Source organism: Micromonospora sp. NBC_00617, assembly GCF_045161355.1.
Classification (GTDB): Bacteria; Actinomycetota; Actinomycetes; order Mycobacteriales; family Micromonosporaceae; genus Micromonospora.
The window spans coordinates 5102003-5118508 of sequence record NZ_CP107751.1 but is presented as its reverse complement, the minus strand read 5'-3'; the positions used below and the strand labels follow the sequence as shown (position 1 = coordinate 5118508).

Sequence of the window (16506 nt, the reverse complement as noted above, 5' to 3'; positions counted from 1 at the left end):
CCCGCGTCAGCAGCTGTCCGGGTCGCTGCTGAGCGCTTCGCCGCAGCTGATCGGTGTCGTGGTGGCGGCCCGCCTGAGTAGTTCGTAGAGCGTCTCCCGCTCGGCCGGCTCCAGCGCCCCGAGCACCTCGTCCTCCGCGCTTGCGAGAGCGCATTCCGCCTCTTTGAGGCGTTTCACACCATCTTCGGTGAGTTCGACGACGTGTCGCCGGCGGTCCTGGGGTGATCGGCGCCGCTCGACCAGGTCTTTCGCTTCGAGGTCGTTGAGCAGCCCGACGATGTTGGTGCTGTCCATCTCCAGGGTGCTGGCGAGCGCCTGCTGGCTGGTGCCGCCACCCGCGCGCAGCACCGTGAGCGCGACCAGGTGTCGGGGCCGCAGGCCCAGCGGCGCGAGCACCGACTCGGCCCGCAGTCGCATCCGTCGCGCCAGGTGGTCCAGCAGGGCACCCGAGCGGTGCTCCGAGGGATCCAGCGGCAGGGCGGACATGTGACCCAGTCTACCGAGGCGTCGGAACATCTGCCTGCTATAAATAGTTGGCGCTACACAGACGATTCCTGGAGGGGAAAGCATGAACCTGCTGCATATCGATTCGAGCATCCGGGGCGACTGGTCGGTCAGTCGGCGGCTCACCGCCCGCGCCACCGCGGCCTGGCGCGCGGCACACCCCGACGGCGCGGTGACCTACCGTGACCTGGGTGCCGAGCCGCTGCCGCACCTGGACTCGGAGGGCGGGCTGGCGCGGATGACGCCGCCGGAGCAGCACACTCCGGCCCAGCGCGAGTCCTGGGAGCTCAGCGAGCGGCTGGTCGACGAGGTGAAGCAGGCCGACGTGGTGCTGCTCGGGCTGCCGCTCTACAACTACGGCGCACCGAGCAGCGTGAAGTCCTGGGTCGACCACCTGATCGTCGCCGGCCTCACCTACGACCCGACGACGCAGGAGGGCCTGCTCAGTGGCCGCGAGTTCGTGGTGCTGGCCACCCGGGGTGGCGGTTACGGCGAGGGCGCCCCACGGCACGGCTGGGACCACGCGGAGCAGTGGCTCCCGCACGGCCTGTCGATGACCGGTCTGGAGCCGCGTTTCATCAGCACCGAGCTGACCCTGGCACCGTCGGTGCCGGCGATGGCCGAGCTGATCCCGCTGCACGAGGCGAGCCTCGCGGCGGCCGAGAAGGAGATCGACAACCTCTGGCCTCCGGCCTCCGCCCAGCGCTGAGGCGGCGCCGACACGAACGACAGCGGCCGCCCCCGGAATCGGGAACGGCCGCTGTCGTTCAGCTCTAACGGGTCAGAGGATCGTCCAGGTGTCACCGCTGCCCAGCAGGCCGGCGAGCTGCTGCTCGGGGGTCTCGGTGACCGTCGCCTTGGCTGCCGCGAGCTGGCCCTGGACCACGCTGTCGTAGGACAGTCGGTCCACCGACCGGAACACCCCGATCGGGGTGTTGCGCAGGTCCAGGCCGGGCAGCCGGGACAGCGCGAAAGCGTACGCCGGGTCGGTCACCGTCGCGTCGTGCACGACGATCTCCTCCGGGCGGACCGAGCTGGTCTCCCGGACCTCCAGGCCGAACGCGCCCGGCGGGTGCACCACGCAGAACCGTCCATCCGCGCCGAAGGTGATCGGCTGCCCGTGCTCCAGGCGGATCAGGTAGTCGTCGCGGGTGGACGGGTCCTTGAGCTGCTCGAACGCCCCGTCGTTGAAGATGTTGCAGTTCTGGTAGATCTCCACGAACGCCGAGCCCTCGTGCTCGGCGGCGGCGCGCAGCACCGACTGCAGGTGCTTGCGGTCGGAGTCGATGGTGCGACCGACGAAGCTGGCCTCCGCGCCGAGGGCGAGCGAGAGCGGGTTGAACGGCGCGTCGGCCGAGCCGGCCGGCGTCGACTTGGTGACCTTGCCGACCTCGGACGTCGGTGAGTACTGGCCCTTGGTCAGGCCGTAGATCCGGTTGTTGAACAGCAGGATCTTGAGGTTGACGTTGCGTCGCAGCGCGTGGATCAGGTGGTTGCCGCCGATGGACAGCGCGTCACCGTCACCGGTGACGACCCACACTGACAGGTCCGGCCGCGACACCGACAGGCCGGTCGCGATCGCCGGGGCCCGACCATGGATCGAGTGCATCCCGTACGTGTTCATGTAGTACGGGAAACGCGACGAGCAGCCGATCCCCGAGACGAACACGGTCCGCTCGCGGGGGATGTTCAACTCCGGCATGAACTGCTGGATCGCCGCCAGGATCGCGTAGTCACCACACCCGGGGCACCAGCGCACCTCCTGGTCGGACTTGAAGTCCTTCGCGGTGAGCTTCAGAGCGACAGGCTCAGACATTCTTCAGGACCTCTTCCAGCGTCGTCTCCAGCTCGGCGGCCGTGAACGGCAGACCGCGGACCTGGTTGTAGCTGATCGCGTCGACCAGGTAGCGGGCCCGGATGACGTGGGCCAGCTGACCCAGGTTCATCTCCGGGATGACCACCTTGTCGTAGGAGCGCAGCACCTCGCCGAGGTTGGCCGGCATCGGGGCGAGGTGCCGCAGGTGCGCCTGGGCGATGGACAGCCCGCGCTGGCGCACCCCGCGGCAGGCGGCGCCGATCGGGCCGTACGTCGAGCCCCAGCCCAGGACCAGCACCCGGGCGTCGCCGTCCGGATCCTCCACCTCGATGTCCGGCACTTCGATCGTCTCGATCCGGGCCGCCCGGGTGCGCACCATGAAGTCGTGGTTCGCCGGGTCGTACGAGATGTCACCGGTCTTGTCGGCCTTCTCCAGCCCACCGATGCGGTGCTCCAGCCCTGCGGTGCCGGGGATCGCCCACGGCCGGGCCAGGGTCTGCGGGTCACGCAGGTACGGCAGGAAGGTCGTGCCGTCCTCGCCGTTGGGCTTGGTGGCGAACTCGACCCGCAGGTCGGGCAGCGACTCCACGTCGGGCAGCAGCCACGGCTCGGAGCCGTTGGCCACGTAGTTGTCCGACAGCAGGATCACCGGCGTGCGGTAGGTCAACGCGATCCGCGCCGCCTCCAACGCCGCGAAGAAACAGTCCGACGGCGACTTCGGCGCGATCACCGCGACCGGCGCCTCGCCGTGCCGGCCGTACAGCGCCATGTTGAGATCGGCCTGCTCGGTCTTGGTCGGCATGCCCGTCGACGGCCCGGCCCGCTGCACGTCCACGATCACCAACGGCAACTCCAGCGCCACCGCCAGGGAGATCGTCTCGCTCTTGAGCGCCACACCCGGCCCGCTGGTGGTGGTCACGCCGAGCGACCCGCCGTACGACGCGCCCAACGCCGCGCCGACCGCGGCGATCTCGTCCTCCGCCTGCATGGTCAGCACGCCGAAGCGCTTGTGCTTGCTCAGCTCGTGCAGGATGTCCGACGCCGGAGTGATCGGGTACGCCCCGAGGAAGACCGGCAGCCCGGAGCGGACCCCGGCGGCGACCAGGCCCAGCGAGAGCGCGGCGTTGCCGGTGATGTTGCGGTAGGTGCCGGGCGGCATCTTCGCCGGCTTGACCTCGTAGCGGACCGCGAAGTCCTCGGTGGTCTCGCCGAAGTTCCAGCCGGCCTTGAAGGCGGCCACGTTCGCGGCGACCAGCTCGGGACGGGCCGCGAACTTGCGCTCCAAAAAGCGCAGGGTCGACTCGTACGGCCGGGAGTACATCCAGGAGAGCAGACCGAGGGCGAACATGTTCTTCGACCGCTCGGCGTCCTTCTTGGACACCTCGTGCGCGGCGAGCGCCCCGACCGTCATCGACGTCAGCGCCACCGGGTGCACGACGTAGCCGGCCAACGAGTCGTCGTCCAGCGGGCTGGTCTGGTAGCCGACCTTGGCCAGGTTGCGCCGGGTGAACTCGTCGGTGTTGACGATGATGTCCGCGCCGCGGGGCAGGTCGGCCAGGTTGGCCTTGAGCGCGGCCGGGTTCATCGCCACCAGCACGTTGGGCGCGTCGCCCGGCGTGAGGATGTCGTAGTCGGCGAAGTGCACCTGGAAGCTCGACACGCCGGGCAGGGTGCCGGCGGGAGCCCGGATCTCGGCGGGGAAGTTCGGCAGCGTGGAGATGTCGTTGCCGAGCTGCGCCGTCTCCGAGGTGAACCGGTCGCCGGTCAACTGCATGCCGTCGCCGGAGTCACCGGCGAACCGGATGACCACCCGGTCGAGTTGACGGATCTGCTTGGTCACTGTGCCACCTTCGTTCGCGACTGCGGGGCCCGCAAAACCGGCTCACTCCTCGCGCTCACCGAGTCACCGTCGTTCGCTGCGCGCGGTCGCGTGGACGGCTGAACATCATGGTGACCTTGCCTTGCCCGGCCACGGAACCTCCTTGACGCAACGCTGCACCGCACCGCCCCAGGCTGGTCCGGTCCGCTGTCGTTCCTTACCGAGAGCCTACGTCGAACGGACCCCCGACCCTCCCCGGAGGTCCGCCGACTGAGACCCGATCAACCCGATATTTGCCCAGGATTGCGGGGTTTCGCCCCGGCCGCCGTAATTCAGATCACCGTCCCCGTCCGGCCGCGACCCCGGCCGGGGACGGCCAGGGGTCGTCGATCGGTCAGTCGGTGGGCGGAGCCGTGGGCTCGCCCGCCGGCCCGCCGAGGCGGCGACGCAGCGAGGTGGTCGCCAGCGTGAGGGCCAGCACCATCAGCAGCGCGGAGACCGCGATCAGGATGACCGCGGTCCGCTGCACCGAGGTCATGCCGCCGCCGTCGTCCTCGTCGGTGGTCGCGCCCGCCGGGAGTACGCCCTGCGAGCCGATCGGCGCGGGCGGCGAGACGATCGGCGTGGCCAGCGCGGCAGCCGCGGTGATGCGGAAGCTCATCTGCACCCGCCGGGTCGCGCCGTTGCGCGGGTCGAGTTGACCGATCACCGCTCCGGACAGCGGCGCCTCCCGCTGGGCCTGCGGGCTCGCCTCCACCGGCAGCCGCAGCTCGCGGGTTTCGCCGGCCGACAGCAGGCCCACGTCGCACCGGGTGCGGGATGCCTCGACCGGCAGGCAACCCGCCGGTGGGGTCGGCACGTTCACCCCGGCCGGCAGGATCACCTCCACCAGGCCGGCGGCGTCCACCGTGCCGGTGTTGACCAGCCGCACCGCGAGGGTGCTCGCCGCGCCGCTGATGTCGAACGCGACCTCGTCGGCGGCCAGCGAGATCCCGGGCACCGGCGGGCCGGGCGGGAACAGCACCGCGAAGCCCTGGTCGTCGGCCACCTCGCCGGACACCCCCGGCGCGTCCGCGACGACCTGCACGGAGCCACTGAGCGGCATCCGCTTCCAGGCGTTGCCGGCGACCCGCAGCCGGATCAGGCTGCTGAACCGGACGCCCGCCTCGGCCGTCCAGGCCCCGCAGCGGTACGCGCCACCGCCCGCGGCGACGCACCCCTTCGTCCCGGCGTCGCTCAGCCCGGCCGGCAGGGTGTACGAGAGCCGGACCCGTTGCGCTGCGGTGCCGGTGTTCGCCACGGTGACCCGCAGCGTGGTGGTGGTGCTGGCCGCGTTCCAGTACGCCTCGGGCAGGGTGACGTCCTCGGTGGTCACCTGCACGCCGAGCGGGCTCGGCGCCGGCACCGGTGTGCCGCCCGGCGCGGGCGGGTGAACCGGGGGCGCCGAGGGAGCCGACGGCCCGGGCGTCGGGGGCCGGGTGCTGCCCCCCGGTGTGGCAGCGGTGGTGGTGGGCGGCGGCACGTTCGGCGCGGTGGTCTGCGGAGGCGCCGGCGGCGTCGTCTGCGGCGGTGGCGCGGTGGTCTCCGGGGCCGGGCCGGTGGGCACGGGATCGCCGCCCGGGTCCTCGGTCGGGGTGGGCTCGTGGGCCGGGGTGGGCTCCGAGGCCGGATCGGGTTCGGGCGCCGACTCCGTCACGGCGGCGATCGGGTGGGTGTGCGGCACCGCCGCGCTGGCGAGGGCCGGAGCGGCCGCGAGCGCCGCGAGCAGCCCGAGCGCCAGCGAGGCCGCCAGCAGGGGCGTGGGAGGTCGCCCCGCAGCCCGGCGTTCGGGCGATACCTTCACGCGGGCCATCTGTCCTCCGGTGCCATGGGTGGAAGTCCAATGTTCGTAACAGTTGCCTCGGTGCACTAGTCCCACCTCAAAACAAATCCGTAACGTGTTTGGGACGGCCTGCCCGGGTGGGCGGTAGGCTCCCGATGTGACCGGTTACCTGGGCTCGTACGCGACGCTCGGGCTCTTGCTGCTCGCCAGTGTCCTGTTCTTTGTGACGGCGTTCTCGGCCAACCGGGTGTTACGTCCCGCCCGTCCGGCCGACCCGTTCGGCAAGCGGACCAGCTATGAGTGCGGGCTCGACCCGGTCGGTGCCGACTGGGCGCAGATGCAGATCCGCTACTACGTGTACGCCTACCTGTACGTGCTGTTCGCGGTCGAGGCGGTGTTCCTCTTCCCATGGGCGGTGGTCTTCGACCGCCCGGGCTTCGGCCTGGTCACGGTGGTGGAGATGGCGGTGTTCGTGGCGGTGCTCGCCCTCGGCATCCTCTACGCCTGGCGTAGGAACATCCTGCGCTGGACCTGAGCGCCGGGACCTGCGGCGATCGTGCCGCTCCGCCGACCGTTCACGTCGGTTGCCGCACCGACCGGCGACTCAGGCCAGACCCCGCCGGGTCGCCGCGGGCGGGCGGTCGCCGCGGATCGAGGCGACCATGTCCAGCACCCGGCGGGTGGGCCCGACCTGGTGGGCCCGGAACACCCGAGCGCCCAACCAGGCGGAGACCGCCGTCGCGGCGAGCGTGCCCTCCAGCCGCTCGGCCACCGGCAGGTCCAGCGTCTCGCCGACGAAGTCCTTGTTGGAGAGCGCCACCAGCACCGGCCAGCCGGTCGCGGTCAGCTCGTCCAACCGGCGGGTGATCTCCAGGGAGTGCCGGGTGTTCTTGCCGAAGTCGTGCGCCGGGTCGATGAGGATGCCGTCGGGGCGTACCCCCGCCGCCACCGCGCGCTCGGCGAGCCCGGTCACCGTCTCGACCACGTCGGCGACCACGTCGTCGAAGGCGGCCCGGTGCGGCCGGGTCCGGGGGACCAGCCCGCCGGCGTGCGAGCAGACCAGGCCGGCGCCGGTGCTCGCCGCGACCCGGGCGAGCGCCGGGTCGACGCCCGACCAGGTGTCGTTGAGCAGGTCCGCGCCGGCCGCCACGGCCTCCGTCGCCACCTCGGCACGCCAGGTGTCGATGGAGATCACCACCTCCGGGAACGCGGCCCGTACGGCGGCGATGGTGTCCACCGTGCGCCGGATCTCCTCCGCCACGTCCACCTCGGTGCCCGGTCCCGCCTTGACCCCGCCGATGTCGATGATCGCCGCGCCCTCGTCGACCGCCCGCTCGACGGCGCGCAGCGCGCTGTCGGCGGCGAAGGTGGCGCCCCGGTCGAAGAACGAGTCCGGCGTCCGGTTGACGATGGCCATCACCACCAGCTCACCGGGGGCGAACGTCCGCCCACCAAGCCGAAGTGCCCCGGCCATGACGCCTCCCGACTGTCCGCACCGTCGCCGCCGCTCCGGCCGCCACCGACGCTAGCCGGTCGGCCGGCCGGTGCGCGGGGCGGGCGTAGGCGTCGATCCGATCGGGGTGGTGGGGTCGCTCCCAGCCGCCTGTCGTGCCACGATCAGTGTATGGGTCAGCTTCTGCTCCTCCTGGTCGTGGCGTTGACCGTCGCGGCGGTCGTTTTCGGCGTGACGGTGTTGGTCAGTGGCCAGGATCCCGGCCTCGCGCCGACCGAACCGGATTCGCAGGCCATCCCGCTGCCGGGCACCCGGCCACTGCGGGAATCCGATGTGGGCGCGGTCCGTTTCGACACCGGATTGCGCGGGTACCGGATGGCCCAGGTCGACCAGGCGATGCGCCGTGCCGCCTACGACATCGGCTACAAGTCCGAGCTGATCGGCGTTCTGGAGGCGGAGGTCATCGCGTTGCGCGAGGGCCGCACCGACGACGCGGAGGTGCTGCGCCAGGCTCGCGAGCAAGCCGCCGGGGCGGTGCCGGGCGCGACCACCGCGGAGTCGGATGCGGACGGGTCGCCGGCCGCCGCCCTGCCGGCCCCCAGCTCCTCGGCGGCCGATTCCGACGGCGTGGCACCGGCCGACGGCGAGCCGACCGCCCACAAGTCGGCCGACGGCGAGCCGGTCGACCGCACGCCGACCGACGGCGATTCGACCGGTGACGAGTCGGCCGAGGCCGAGCCGGCCGGTGGGGCCGGGCAGCACGGTGCGGTGGTCCGGTCGGAGTCGGCGTGACCGATCCGGAGGGCGCCGACGATCTTCAGGAGGCGGCGCAACCCGGCGCCGGTGAAGTGACCGCCACGGTCATCGTCAACGCTCCGGCGGCCCGGGTCTTCGCCGCGTTGCTCGCCTGGGAACGACAGTCGGACTGGATCCCGTTCACCCAGGTCCGGGTCGTCGAGGGCGACGGGCGCGAGGGCAGCCGGATCGAGGCGGTGACCGCGTTCGGCCGAGCGACACTGCGCGACGAGATGCGGGTGGTCCGGGTCGACGAGCCGTACGAGATCGGCGTGGTGCACCACGGCCAGGTGCTGCGCGGCCCGGGTGTCCTGCGCTGCACCGCACTCGGTGAGGCTCGCACCCAGGTCGTCTGGCACGAGTGGTTCCACCTGCCGGGCGGCCGGGCCGGCCGGCTGGCGTGGCCGGTGCTCTGGCCCGGCTCCAAGCTGGGCCTCACCCAGGCGCTGAAGAGGTTCGCCCGTCTGGTCGAGCAGGGCCGACTGCCCTGACCACGCCCGGTGTCGGCTGCCAGCCCGGCGCACGGAGGAGATGCCCCACGCGGTGCCGCCACGTCACGGCGACGCGCAGGTCCCGGGCGATCGAAAGGTACTCGTGGAAGGCCACCCGCACCGGGTGGTAACTGCGCACGTTCTTGGTCAGGCCGTAGACGCGGCGCTCTCGCTCCGCCGCGAACGAGCCGAACAGCCGGTCCCAGGCCAGGCGATGGCGTCCGGAAATTCCTTCATCGCGCCGCCCCCACTCGCCGTCGTCGGCCGGGGACGCCCCGCTGGGTGACCCCGCCCTACCGGTCGGTAACAAGCGCGATGGGCAGCGAGGTGGCCGGTGGCAATGGGCTGTCGGTGCGATGGCCTAGCGTGTGCGACGTGAGTGACCTGGTGATCGGCGCCGACGGGCTGGCCCGCTGCGCCTGGGGGGCGAGCACCCCGGACTACGCCCTTTACCACGACACCGAGTGGGGGCGGCCGCTGCGCGGCGACGACGCGCTCTATGAGCGGATGACCCTGGAGGCGTTCCAGTCCGGCCTGTCCTGGCTGACCATCCTGCGCAAACGCCCGGCGTTCCGGTTGGCCTTCGACGAGTTCCACATCGTCACCGTGGCCGGCTACGGCGAGGCCGACGTGACCCGGCTGCTCGCCGACGCCGGCATCGTCCGCAACCGGGCCAAGATCGAGGCGGCGATCGCCAACGCCCGCGCCGCCCTGGAACTGCCCGACGGGCTGTCCGCGCTGCTCTGGTCGTTCGCCCCGGAGCGCCGGCCGGCCCGTCCCGCCTCGTTCGCCGAGCTGGCGCCGATCACCCCGGAGTCGACGACGATGGCCAAGGCACTCAAGAGGCGCGGCTTCCGGTTCGTCGGCCCCACCACCGCGTACGCCCTCATGCAGGCCACCGGGATGGTCGACGATCACATCGTCGGCTGTCACGTCACCCGCTGACCGGCGGCGTGATGGGATGGCAGGCATGACGACCGAGACCGCGTACCGGGCCGATGCGGCCGGCAACGCCGACGGGCCGGGCACCTGGGCCGTGCTGCTGCCCCCGGAGCGTTACGAGGCCGAGCGTCTCGTGCACCACGACTCACTGGAGCTGACCGGGCTGACCGACGTCGGGCGTCCCGGCCCCGGTGACCGGGTGGCGGTGCTGGCCGACGCGCCGCCGCGACTGGTGGCCCTCGGCCGGGTCACCGCGCCCACGCAGCGGCACTCCGAGGATCCGGACGATCCGCAGTCCGACACCGAGCCGGGGACGCTCGTCGTGACCTACACCCGGAGGGCCTTCGACGAGCCGGTGCCGACCGACCTGCTCACCCTCGACGGGTTGGTCACCGCACTGGAGCCGGCCGCCTTCCGGGCGTTGGCCGACCGGCTCGGCCCACCCCCGGCGCGGCGCACCTGGCTGGTCAGCCTCGACCTGCCGATCGAGGCCGGTACGCCGGCCGAGGCGGTGCGTCTGTTCTGGTCGTACGTGCAGGAGTTGGGGCCGCGCGAGCTGCCGGCGTTCGTGTCACCGGCCGGCGACGAACTGGCCATGCAGGCGTTCGTGCTGGGCGCGGAGGCCAACCAGGACCCGGAAGAGGACGACTAGAACAACTTGTCCAGGCGTCCCCGCCAGTCGGCCAGCACCGGGCCCGGGTCGGTGTCCAAGACCCGCTCCAGCAGCGTGGCGTAGACGTCCCGGAAGTCGGTGGTGTATTTCAGGTCGCCATCGTCGAGGTCGGTGAGGCTGGGCGCGTCCCCGTGCCAGCCGCCGCGCACTCCCGCGCCGAGCAGCAGCATGTCGGAGGCGGTGCCGTGGTCGGTGCCGTCCGAGGCGTTGGCCTGCACCCGGCGGCCGAACTCGGAGTAGACCGCCACCACCACCTTCCGGCCCGCCTCGCTGCGACTCATCCGGTCGGCGAACGCGGTCAACGCCCGGTCCAGCTGACCCAGCAGGACGGCCTGCAACTGCTTCTCGTCGGCGTGCGTGTCGAAGCCGCCCAGCGACACCGAGAAGACCCGGGTGGACACGTTCGCCTCGACACACTGCGCGACCAGGTCCAGTTGGGCGTCCAGCGGGGTTCGTGCCCCGCCGGTGGCGGTGGCGGGCGCCTGCTCACCGTCCGGGTCGTCCGTGTCCGGGTCACCGGAGTCGCGTACCTGGCGGATCATCTCGTCCACCGACCGCAGGTCGGCGAAGCAGGCGGCGGCACGGCCCCGGGCCGCCGACTCGCCCGCCTCGGCGGCGGAGAACGCCTTCAGCGTCTCCTCCGACAGCCCCTTGGCGGCCTTGCGGTCGGTCACCGGCACGGCGGCGCCCGCGCTGCGCGCCCCGGCCAGCAGCGGCGGCAGCGCCGGCTCGAATGAGACGGCCAGCCGGGGGTCGCCGCCCGCCCCGTCCAGCCAGCGGCCGAGCCAACCGGTGTTGCCCGGCCGGTCCGGCTGTGCCGTGTGCCAGATGTCCATCGACCGGAAGTGGCTGCGGTCCGGCTTCGGGTAGCCGACCCCGCGCACGATCGCGAGCCCACCGCCCGACCAGCGCTGGTGCAGCCCGGCCAGCGCCGGGTTGAGGGCGAAGTGGTCGTCGAGGCGCCGCACCTCGCCGTCGGGGTACGCCAGCTCCGGGCGGGCCGCCCGGTAGGCCGGGTCGCCGTACGGGATGACGGTGTTCAGGCCGTCGTTGCCGCCGTAGAGGGTGACCAGCACCAGCGTGTGCGACTGCGGAGCACGCTCTCCGGCGGTGTCCAGCAGGTCCCGCAGGCCGTACGCGCCGGCGCCGGCGGCCAGCGCACCCGCGCCGACCACCCCACTGGTGAGCAGGAACCTGCGTCGGGTCAGGGTGTCCACTTCTCGACTCCTCCGCTCAGCTGACGGTGTATTCGGGGCTGACCAGGCCGGCGGCCAGCAGCTTGCGCGGTTCGCCGGCCAACGGTGTGAGGGCGGCCCGGGTGCGGGCGCCCCAGCCGTCGACGACCAGCAGTCGGGCCAGCGCGTCCGGTCGGCCGGCGACGGGCGCGGCGGTCAGCCGGGCCAGCACCGCCGGGGTGGCCGCCGCGGCCAGCATCCCGGCCATCCGGAGCCGGGCCTGCAACGACGAGGTGGTCAGCCACGCGACGCCGGCCGGCCAGCCGCCCACGCTGGGCGGCCGCAGGGGCACCTGGTCCAGCGCGTTCAGCCCGGAGAGCAGTTGTTTGCGCTGCTGCTCCGGCAGGGCGGAGGGCCGGACGCCGAGCTGTCGCAGCGCGCCGACCATCCACTCCACCGGCTGCTTCACGAGGGTGCCCCGGGTCTGGGCGAAGGCCGGTGACGTGAACAGCGCGCGCAGGGTGGCGACGGTGTCCGCGCCGGCCAGGCCGGCCGGCGCCGGGACGTCGGTGCCGGCGTACCGGAACCAGAGCCGTCCGGCCACGAACGTCGCCGCCGCCGGCTGGGCGGCCAGCAGCCCGGCGTACGCCTCGGCGTCGAACCGGCCGGTCTGTCCCAGGATCGTCTTCTCCCCGGGGTCGTGCCGCTTGGCCTCGAGACGGGCGACGCCGCTGCGCCGGTCCACCACCCAGCCGGTCAACGCCCGCGCGCCGGCCTTCACGTCGGCCTCGGTGTAGCCGCCGATGCCGAGGGTGAACAGCTCCATCAGCTCGCGCGCCAGGTTCTCGTTCGGCGCCTTGCGGGTGTTCTTCTGCCCGTCCAGCCAGATGATCAGGGCCGGGTCGCGCACCATCGCGGCGACCAGTGGGGCCAGCGGCCCGCGCCCGTGGCGGCGCAGCGTCTCCAACTGGCCCAGCATCACCCGCGCCGACTTGACCTTCTGCGCGCTGGTCGCCCAGTGCCCGTGCCAGAAGAAGAGCAGCTTCTCGGTCAGCCCGTCCTCGGCGGCGACCATCCGGTCCAGCCACCAGAGGATCACCTGCTGGAGCTGCTCCCGGCGCTGGGCGTTGGCCTTCTGCCGCTGCTCGCGAGTGGATTCCTTGGTCAGCGCGGCGTACGGGTCCGGGGGCAGCGTCGGCGGCGGGGTGGCCGCCGCGCCCCGGTCGGCCCGTCTCGGGGCGAGCAGGTTGTCCAGGGTCGCCGCGGGCCCGGCCCGCTCGGCCGCGTCCACCTCGTCGGCGGTCGGCCCGAAGGTGGCCCGACGCAGCAGGTGCGCCGCCGCTTCACGATCGCTCATGCGGTCCGACGCTAGGCGGCCCGCGTACGAGGACGGTAAGGGCGGAGTGCGAATCGCGTTCAGTGTCCCTCGAAGACCGGTTTCTGCTTGGCGACGAACGCGAGGGTGGCCGCCCGGTGGTCGGCGGTGGCGCCGCAGATCGCCTGAGCCTGCGCCTCGGCCGAGAGGGCGTCGGCGAGCGTGCCGGCGTCGGCGATCGAGAGCTGCCGCTTGATGGCCCCGTACGCGACCGTGGGGCCGGCGGCGAGCCGGGCCGCCAGGTCCTGCGCGACAGGCAGCACCTGCTCGTCGTCGTCCGTCAGTCGGGTGATCAGCCCCAGCCGGCAGGCCTCCTCGGCGCGGACCGGCTCGGCCAACATCAGCAGCTCCACGGCCTTGGCGTGGCCGACCAGCCGGGGCAGCGTCCACGAGGCGCCGGTGTCGGCGGCGAGGCCGACCTTGGCGAAGGCCATCAGGAAGCTGGTGCTCGGGCCGCCGATCCGGATGTCGGCCAAGAAGGCCAGCGACGCGCCGGCGCCGGCGGCCATTCCGCGGACCGCGGCCACCACCGGCTTGGGCAGGTTGGCCAGCCGGGCGGCGATCGGGTTGTAGTGCGCCCGCACGGTGTCCAGCGGCGGGCCGGAGGAGTTGCCCAGGGTGGCCACGTGCTCGCGCAGGTCCTGCCCGGCGCTGAACGCTCCACCGGCCCCGGCCAGCACGACCGCCCGGCAGGACCGGTCGGTCTCCAGCTCGGCCAGCGTGTCCCGCAGAGCCTCCTTGAGCGCCAGGTCGAGCGCGTTCATCGCCTGCGGCCGGTTGAGGGTGAGGGTGACGACGGCGTCGGTCCGGTCGACGAGCAACGGCTCGGTCACGTGTCTAACGACCCTTCTGTCGAACGATGCGGTTGCCGGCGTCGAGGCACTGCTCGACGTACCGGTCGGCGGCCGGACGCAGGCGGGCCGCGTGCCGGTCGAAGAAGCTGGCGGCGGCGGTGCCGGGCCAGCGCTCGGGCAGCAGCGCCGGGGGCAGCTGCGGGTCCCGGAACAGGAAGGTACGCCACGCGTGCACCAGCCGGAACCGGGCAGCGTACGCCTCCTCGTCGCTGCTGCGCACGGTGACCGCCCCGAGGAGGGGGCGCTGGTCGGCGACGAACCGCTCGTACGCGCGGCCGATCTCGGCCAGGTCCCAGGCGCGGCGGACGACGCCCATCGCGCCGGGGGTGCCGGAGAAGTGCGAGGCCGTGAACCGCTCGAACCGGATGCCGGCCTCGGCCAGCAACAGGTCGACGTCCTCGGCGGGCCGGGTGGCCACCCAGGTCTGCTCGTCGAGCGTGCCGTAGCCGAGGAAGCTGAGGGTGGCGGCGAGTCGCTGCCGGTCCCGTCGGGAACCCGGGGCGTCGAGCACGAGCAGATCGAACCGGCCGTCCCAGGTGATCCGGCCGGTCCGGTAGATCCGGGCCGCCGCCTCGTCGAGTCGTCGGGCGGCTTTTGGTGTGATCGAATATCCCGGTCCGGAGGCCAGCCGGAGCGGGTCGAGCCAGCCTTGACGCACCATCCGGGACACGGCGGTGCGAACGGCGGGCGGCGCGATTCCCAACGGCGCCAGTAGCTTGACCAGGGCGGCGACCGGTGCCCGGCCACCCCTCGGTCGGAGGTGGTCGCCGTACAGGTCGAAGAGTGCCGACCGTGCCTGCATGACCGCACATTGTGACAGGCCTTCTCAGGATAAGCTAGATGCTGTTACATCAATGCTGCTCCGGTTTGGGTCCGGCGGTGTTCATCAGGGAAAATCGTTTGTCGACGCCCCCGCGAGAGTTGCGGGAGGTCGTGACGAAGTGGCTGTGGGGCAACCCACCGACCCTGGTGTAGGTCTGAGGGGAGACAACATGGCGGCGATGAAGCCGCGGACGGGCGACGGTCCGCTGGAAGTCACCAAGGAGGGTCGGGGCATCGTCATGCGGGTCCCGCTGGAGGGCGGTGGCCGGCTCGTCGTCGAGATGACTCCCGACGAGGCCAACGCGCTCGGTGACGCGTTGAAGGCAGCCGCCGGCTGAGTGAGGAGCGACCCGGACGGCGTACGCCGCCCGGAGCGTTTCTTGGACCCTGAGCCACCGGAATCGCCGGTGGCTCAGGGTCTTCATTGGTGTGGGCGGGCGATGGCCCGGTCCCACTCTGCGACATTTCCTGGAGGTACGGTTCCGCGTGCTCGCCATCCGTCCACTCGCCGAGCCCGACAGGCTCGACGTCCTCGTCCTGCCCGTCCGCCCCACCGATCCGGCGGCGGGAGATGACGTCCCGGCGGAGCTGGCGCCCACCGCCGTGACGCCGCCGGACGGCACCGCCGAGGAGGCGGCCGCGCTGGTGCCGGTCGCCCGACTGAACGGCCGGGCCGGCGAGATCCGTACCCACCTGCGTCCCGGGCGCAGCCCTGGTCGGCTGGTGCTGCTCGGTATCGGCGACGGCGGGGAGTCGTCCTGGCGGGCTGCCGGCGCTGCCCTGGCTCGCTCCGCGTCGGATGAGACGCAGATCACTATCGCGCTGCCGGCCGAGGTGACCTCCGACGCGATCCGTGGGTTGACCGAGGGGCTGCTGCTCGCCTCGTACCGGTTCCGGCTGACCGACGCCGACGACCCGCCGGCGCTCGCCGGCGTCGACCTGCTGCTCGCCGACCCGGAGGCGTACGAGAGCATCGTGGCCACCGCGCGGACCACCGCCGCGATGACCCGCTTCGCCCGCGATCTGACCAACACCCCCGCCTCGGTGAAGACCCCGCAGTGGTTCGCCGACCAGGTGGCCTCCGCCGCCGCCGACCTGCCGGACGTGCGCCTCACGGTGCGTGGCCCGGCCGAGCTGGCCGCGGAGGGCTTCGGTGGGATCCTCGCCGTGGGCGGCGGCTCGGCCAGTGGCCCGCGCCTGGTCGAGGTGGACTGGCATCCCGCGAACGCGCGCACCCACGTGGTGCTGATCGGCAAGGGCATCACCTTCGACACCGGCGGCATCTCGATCAAACCGGTGCCGGCGATGAAGCTGATGCGCAAGGACATGGCCGGCGCGGCGGCGGTCGTCGCCGCCACCCTCGGCGCGGCGGCGCTGCGCCTGCCGGTCCGCGTCACCACCCTGGCCCCGCTCGCCGAGAACATGGTCAGCGGCTCGGCGTTCCGCCCGGGCGACGTGATCCGGCACCACGGCGGGACGACCAGCGAGACGACCAACTCCGACGCCGAGGGCCGGCTGGTCCTCGCCGACGCGCTGGCGTACGCGGTGCGGCAGCTCAAGCCCGATCTGCTGATCGACCTGGCCACCCTCACCGGTGCCAACGCCGTGGCGCTGGGCAAGCGCACCGCGGCCCTCTACAGCGAGAACGACGACCTCGCCGCCGACCTGCTGGCCGCGATCGGGGCGGCCGGCGAGGCGGCCTGGCGGATGCCGCTGCACACCGACTACGTCGAGTACCTGGGCAGCGAGATCGCCGATCTCTACAGCGCGCCCGCTCAGGGTGCCGGATCGGTGCTGGCCGCGCTCTACCTGCGCGAGTTCACCGGCGACCTGCGGGACCGCTGGCTGCACCTGGACATGTCCGCCCCCTCGTGGGCGGACGGCGACCAGGCCGAGCTCACCCGCGGTGCGACGGGCTGGGGCGTCCGCTCGCTGCTGCGCTGGCTGGCCGCCGTCGACTGACCA

Annotated in this window: 17 protein-coding genes; 8 read left to right on the top strand and 9 right to left on the bottom strand. The window is 72.6% G+C overall.

The genetic code is table 11. The features are described 5' to 3' along the window. Positions 1-6: 6 nt before the first annotated feature. Complete coding sequence (locus OG505_RS23490; RefSeq protein ID WP_405427594.1) at positions 7-486, bottom strand: MarR family winged helix-turn-helix transcriptional regulator; 480 nt, start codon at positions 484-486, stop codon at positions 7-9. Positions 487-568: 82 nt separating this feature from the next. Here OG505_RS23490 and OG505_RS23485 point away from each other — a divergent pair, with 82 nt between their 5' ends. Then, positions 569-1213 (top strand): FMN-dependent NADH-azoreductase, encoded by a 645-nt coding sequence (locus OG505_RS23485; RefSeq protein ID WP_405427592.1) that lies wholly within the window; start codon positions 569-571, stop codon positions 1211-1213. Positions 1214-1285: 72 nt separating this feature from the next. Here OG505_RS23485 and OG505_RS23480 read toward each other — a convergent pair whose 3' ends face one another. The 3 genes from OG505_RS23480 to OG505_RS23470 form a co-directional block, all read right to left on the bottom strand. After that, a complete protein-coding gene (locus OG505_RS23480; RefSeq protein ID WP_405427590.1) occupies positions 1286-2320 on the bottom strand; it encodes a 2-oxoacid:ferredoxin oxidoreductase subunit beta in 1035 nt (344 codons plus the stop codon). Then, positions 2313-4160, bottom strand: coding sequence for a 2-oxoacid:acceptor oxidoreductase subunit alpha (locus OG505_RS23475; protein WP_405427588.1), 1848 nt, complete (start codon positions 4158-4160; stop codon positions 2313-2315). Before OG505_RS23475 ends, OG505_RS23480 begins: the two co-directional genes overlap by 8 nt. A 373-nt stretch (positions 4161-4533) precedes the next feature. Continuing rightward, positions 4534-5991 (bottom strand): hypothetical protein, encoded by a 1458-nt coding sequence (locus OG505_RS23470; RefSeq protein ID WP_405427586.1) that lies wholly within the window; start codon positions 5989-5991, stop codon positions 4534-4536. Between the two features lie 127 nt (positions 5992-6118). Here OG505_RS23470 and ndhC point away from each other — a divergent pair, with 127 nt between their 5' ends. Beyond that, positions 6119-6496, top strand: a complete 378-nt coding sequence (ndhC, locus tag OG505_RS23465) for an NADH-quinone oxidoreductase subunit A (RefSeq protein ID WP_234584320.1) — start codon at positions 6119-6121, stop codon at positions 6494-6496. A 69-nt stretch (positions 6497-6565) separates the two neighbouring features. On the opposite strand, the gene folP is transcribed toward ndhC, so the two are convergent. Then, complete coding sequence (gene folP / locus OG505_RS23460; RefSeq protein ID WP_405427584.1) at positions 6566-7435, bottom strand: dihydropteroate synthase; 870 nt, start codon at positions 7433-7435, stop codon at positions 6566-6568. A 150-nt stretch (positions 7436-7585) separates the two neighbouring features. On the opposite strand from folP, the gene OG505_RS23455 reads away from it, so the two are divergent. The 4 genes from OG505_RS23455 to OG505_RS23440 all read left to right on the top strand — a co-directional run bounded on the left by OG505_RS23455 (position 7586) and on the right by OG505_RS23440 (position 10294). Continuing rightward, positions 7586-8206, top strand: a complete 621-nt coding sequence (locus OG505_RS23455; protein ID WP_405427582.1) for a DivIVA domain-containing protein — start codon at positions 7586-7588, stop codon at positions 8204-8206. After that, on the top strand, positions 8203-8700 hold the full coding sequence (locus OG505_RS23450) for an SRPBCC family protein (protein ID WP_405427580.1): 498 nt from the start codon (positions 8203-8205) through the stop codon (positions 8698-8700). Before OG505_RS23455 ends, OG505_RS23450 begins: the two co-directional genes overlap by 4 nt. A 375-nt stretch (positions 8701-9075) precedes the next feature. After that, positions 9076-9645: a DNA-3-methyladenine glycosylase I gene (locus OG505_RS23445; RefSeq protein WP_405427578.1), complete on the top strand. Its 570-nt coding sequence runs from the start codon at positions 9076-9078 to the stop codon at positions 9643-9645. A 25-nt stretch (positions 9646-9670) separates the two neighbouring features. After that, positions 9671-10294 (top strand): hypothetical protein, encoded by a 624-nt coding sequence (locus OG505_RS23440; RefSeq protein ID WP_405427576.1) that lies wholly within the window; start codon positions 9671-9673, stop codon positions 10292-10294. Here the strand turns inward: OG505_RS23440 and OG505_RS23435 are convergent. Genes OG505_RS23435 through OG505_RS23420 form a run of 4 tightly spaced genes read right to left on the bottom strand, consistent with a single transcriptional unit; the run spans position 10291 to position 14521 of the window. Beyond that, positions 10291-11532, bottom strand: coding sequence for a DUF1501 domain-containing protein (locus tag OG505_RS23435; RefSeq protein ID WP_405427574.1), 1242 nt, complete (start codon positions 11530-11532; stop codon positions 10291-10293). The genes OG505_RS23440 and OG505_RS23435 overlap by 4 nt on opposite strands. A 16-nt stretch (positions 11533-11548) precedes the next feature. Then, the gene (locus OG505_RS23430) at positions 11549-12847 is read right to left on the bottom strand and encodes a DUF1800 family protein (RefSeq protein WP_405427572.1); all 1299 of its coding nucleotides are present in this window, start codon (positions 12845-12847) and stop codon (positions 11549-11551) included. Between the two features lie 59 nt (positions 12848-12906). Further along, positions 12907-13698, bottom strand: a complete 792-nt coding sequence (locus tag OG505_RS23425; protein ID WP_234584328.1) for an enoyl-CoA hydratase-related protein — start codon at positions 13696-13698, stop codon at positions 12907-12909. 4 nt (positions 13699-13702) lie between these two features. Further along, positions 13703-14521: a PaaX family transcriptional regulator C-terminal domain-containing protein gene (locus OG505_RS23420; protein ID WP_405427570.1), complete on the bottom strand. Its 819-nt coding sequence runs from the start codon at positions 14519-14521 to the stop codon at positions 13703-13705. A gap of 190 nt (positions 14522-14711) precedes the next feature. Here OG505_RS23420 and OG505_RS23415 point away from each other — a divergent pair, with 190 nt between their 5' ends. Then, positions 14712-14879, top strand: coding sequence for a DUF3117 domain-containing protein (locus OG505_RS23415; RefSeq protein WP_007455245.1), 168 nt, complete (start codon positions 14712-14714; stop codon positions 14877-14879). A gap of 148 nt (positions 14880-15027) precedes the next feature. Then, a complete protein-coding gene (locus OG505_RS23410) occupies positions 15028-16503 on the top strand; it encodes a leucyl aminopeptidase family protein (protein WP_405427565.1) in 1476 nt (491 codons plus the stop codon). The last annotated feature ends 3 nt before the right edge of the window (positions 16504-16506 follow it).

Coding starts and splice junctions, on each gene's coding strand:
- OG505_RS23490 (WP_405427594.1), bottom strand. CDS start 486: ATGTCCGCCCTGCCGCTGGATCCCTCGGAGCACCGCTCGGGTGCCCTG.
- OG505_RS23485 (WP_405427592.1), top strand. CDS start 569: ATGAACCTGCTGCATATCGATTCGAGCATCCGGGGCGACTGGTCGGTC.
- OG505_RS23480 (WP_405427590.1), bottom strand. CDS start 2,320: ATGTCTGAGCCTGTCGCTCTGAAGCTCACCGCGAAGGACTTCAAGTCC.
- OG505_RS23470 (WP_405427586.1), bottom strand. CDS start 5,991: ATGGCCCGCGTGAAGGTATCGCCCGAACGCCGGGCTGCGGGGCGACCT.
- folP (WP_405427584.1), bottom strand. CDS start 7,435: ATGGCCGGGGCACTTCGGCTTGGTGGGCGGACGTTCGCCCCCGGTGAG.
- OG505_RS23455 (WP_405427582.1), top strand. CDS start 7,586: ATGGGTCAGCTTCTGCTCCTCCTGGTCGTGGCGTTGACCGTCGCGGCG.
- OG505_RS23440 (WP_405427576.1), top strand. CDS start 9,671: ATGACGACCGAGACCGCGTACCGGGCCGATGCGGCCGGCAACGCCGAC.
- OG505_RS23430 (WP_405427572.1), bottom strand. CDS start 12,847: ATGAGCGATCGTGAAGCGGCGGCGCACCTGCTGCGTCGGGCCACCTTC.
- OG505_RS23420 (WP_405427570.1), bottom strand. CDS start 14,521: ATGCAGGCACGGTCGGCACTCTTCGACCTGTACGGCGACCACCTCCGA.
- OG505_RS23415 (WP_007455245.1), top strand. CDS start 14,712: ATGGCGGCGATGAAGCCGCGGACGGGCGACGGTCCGCTGGAAGTCACC.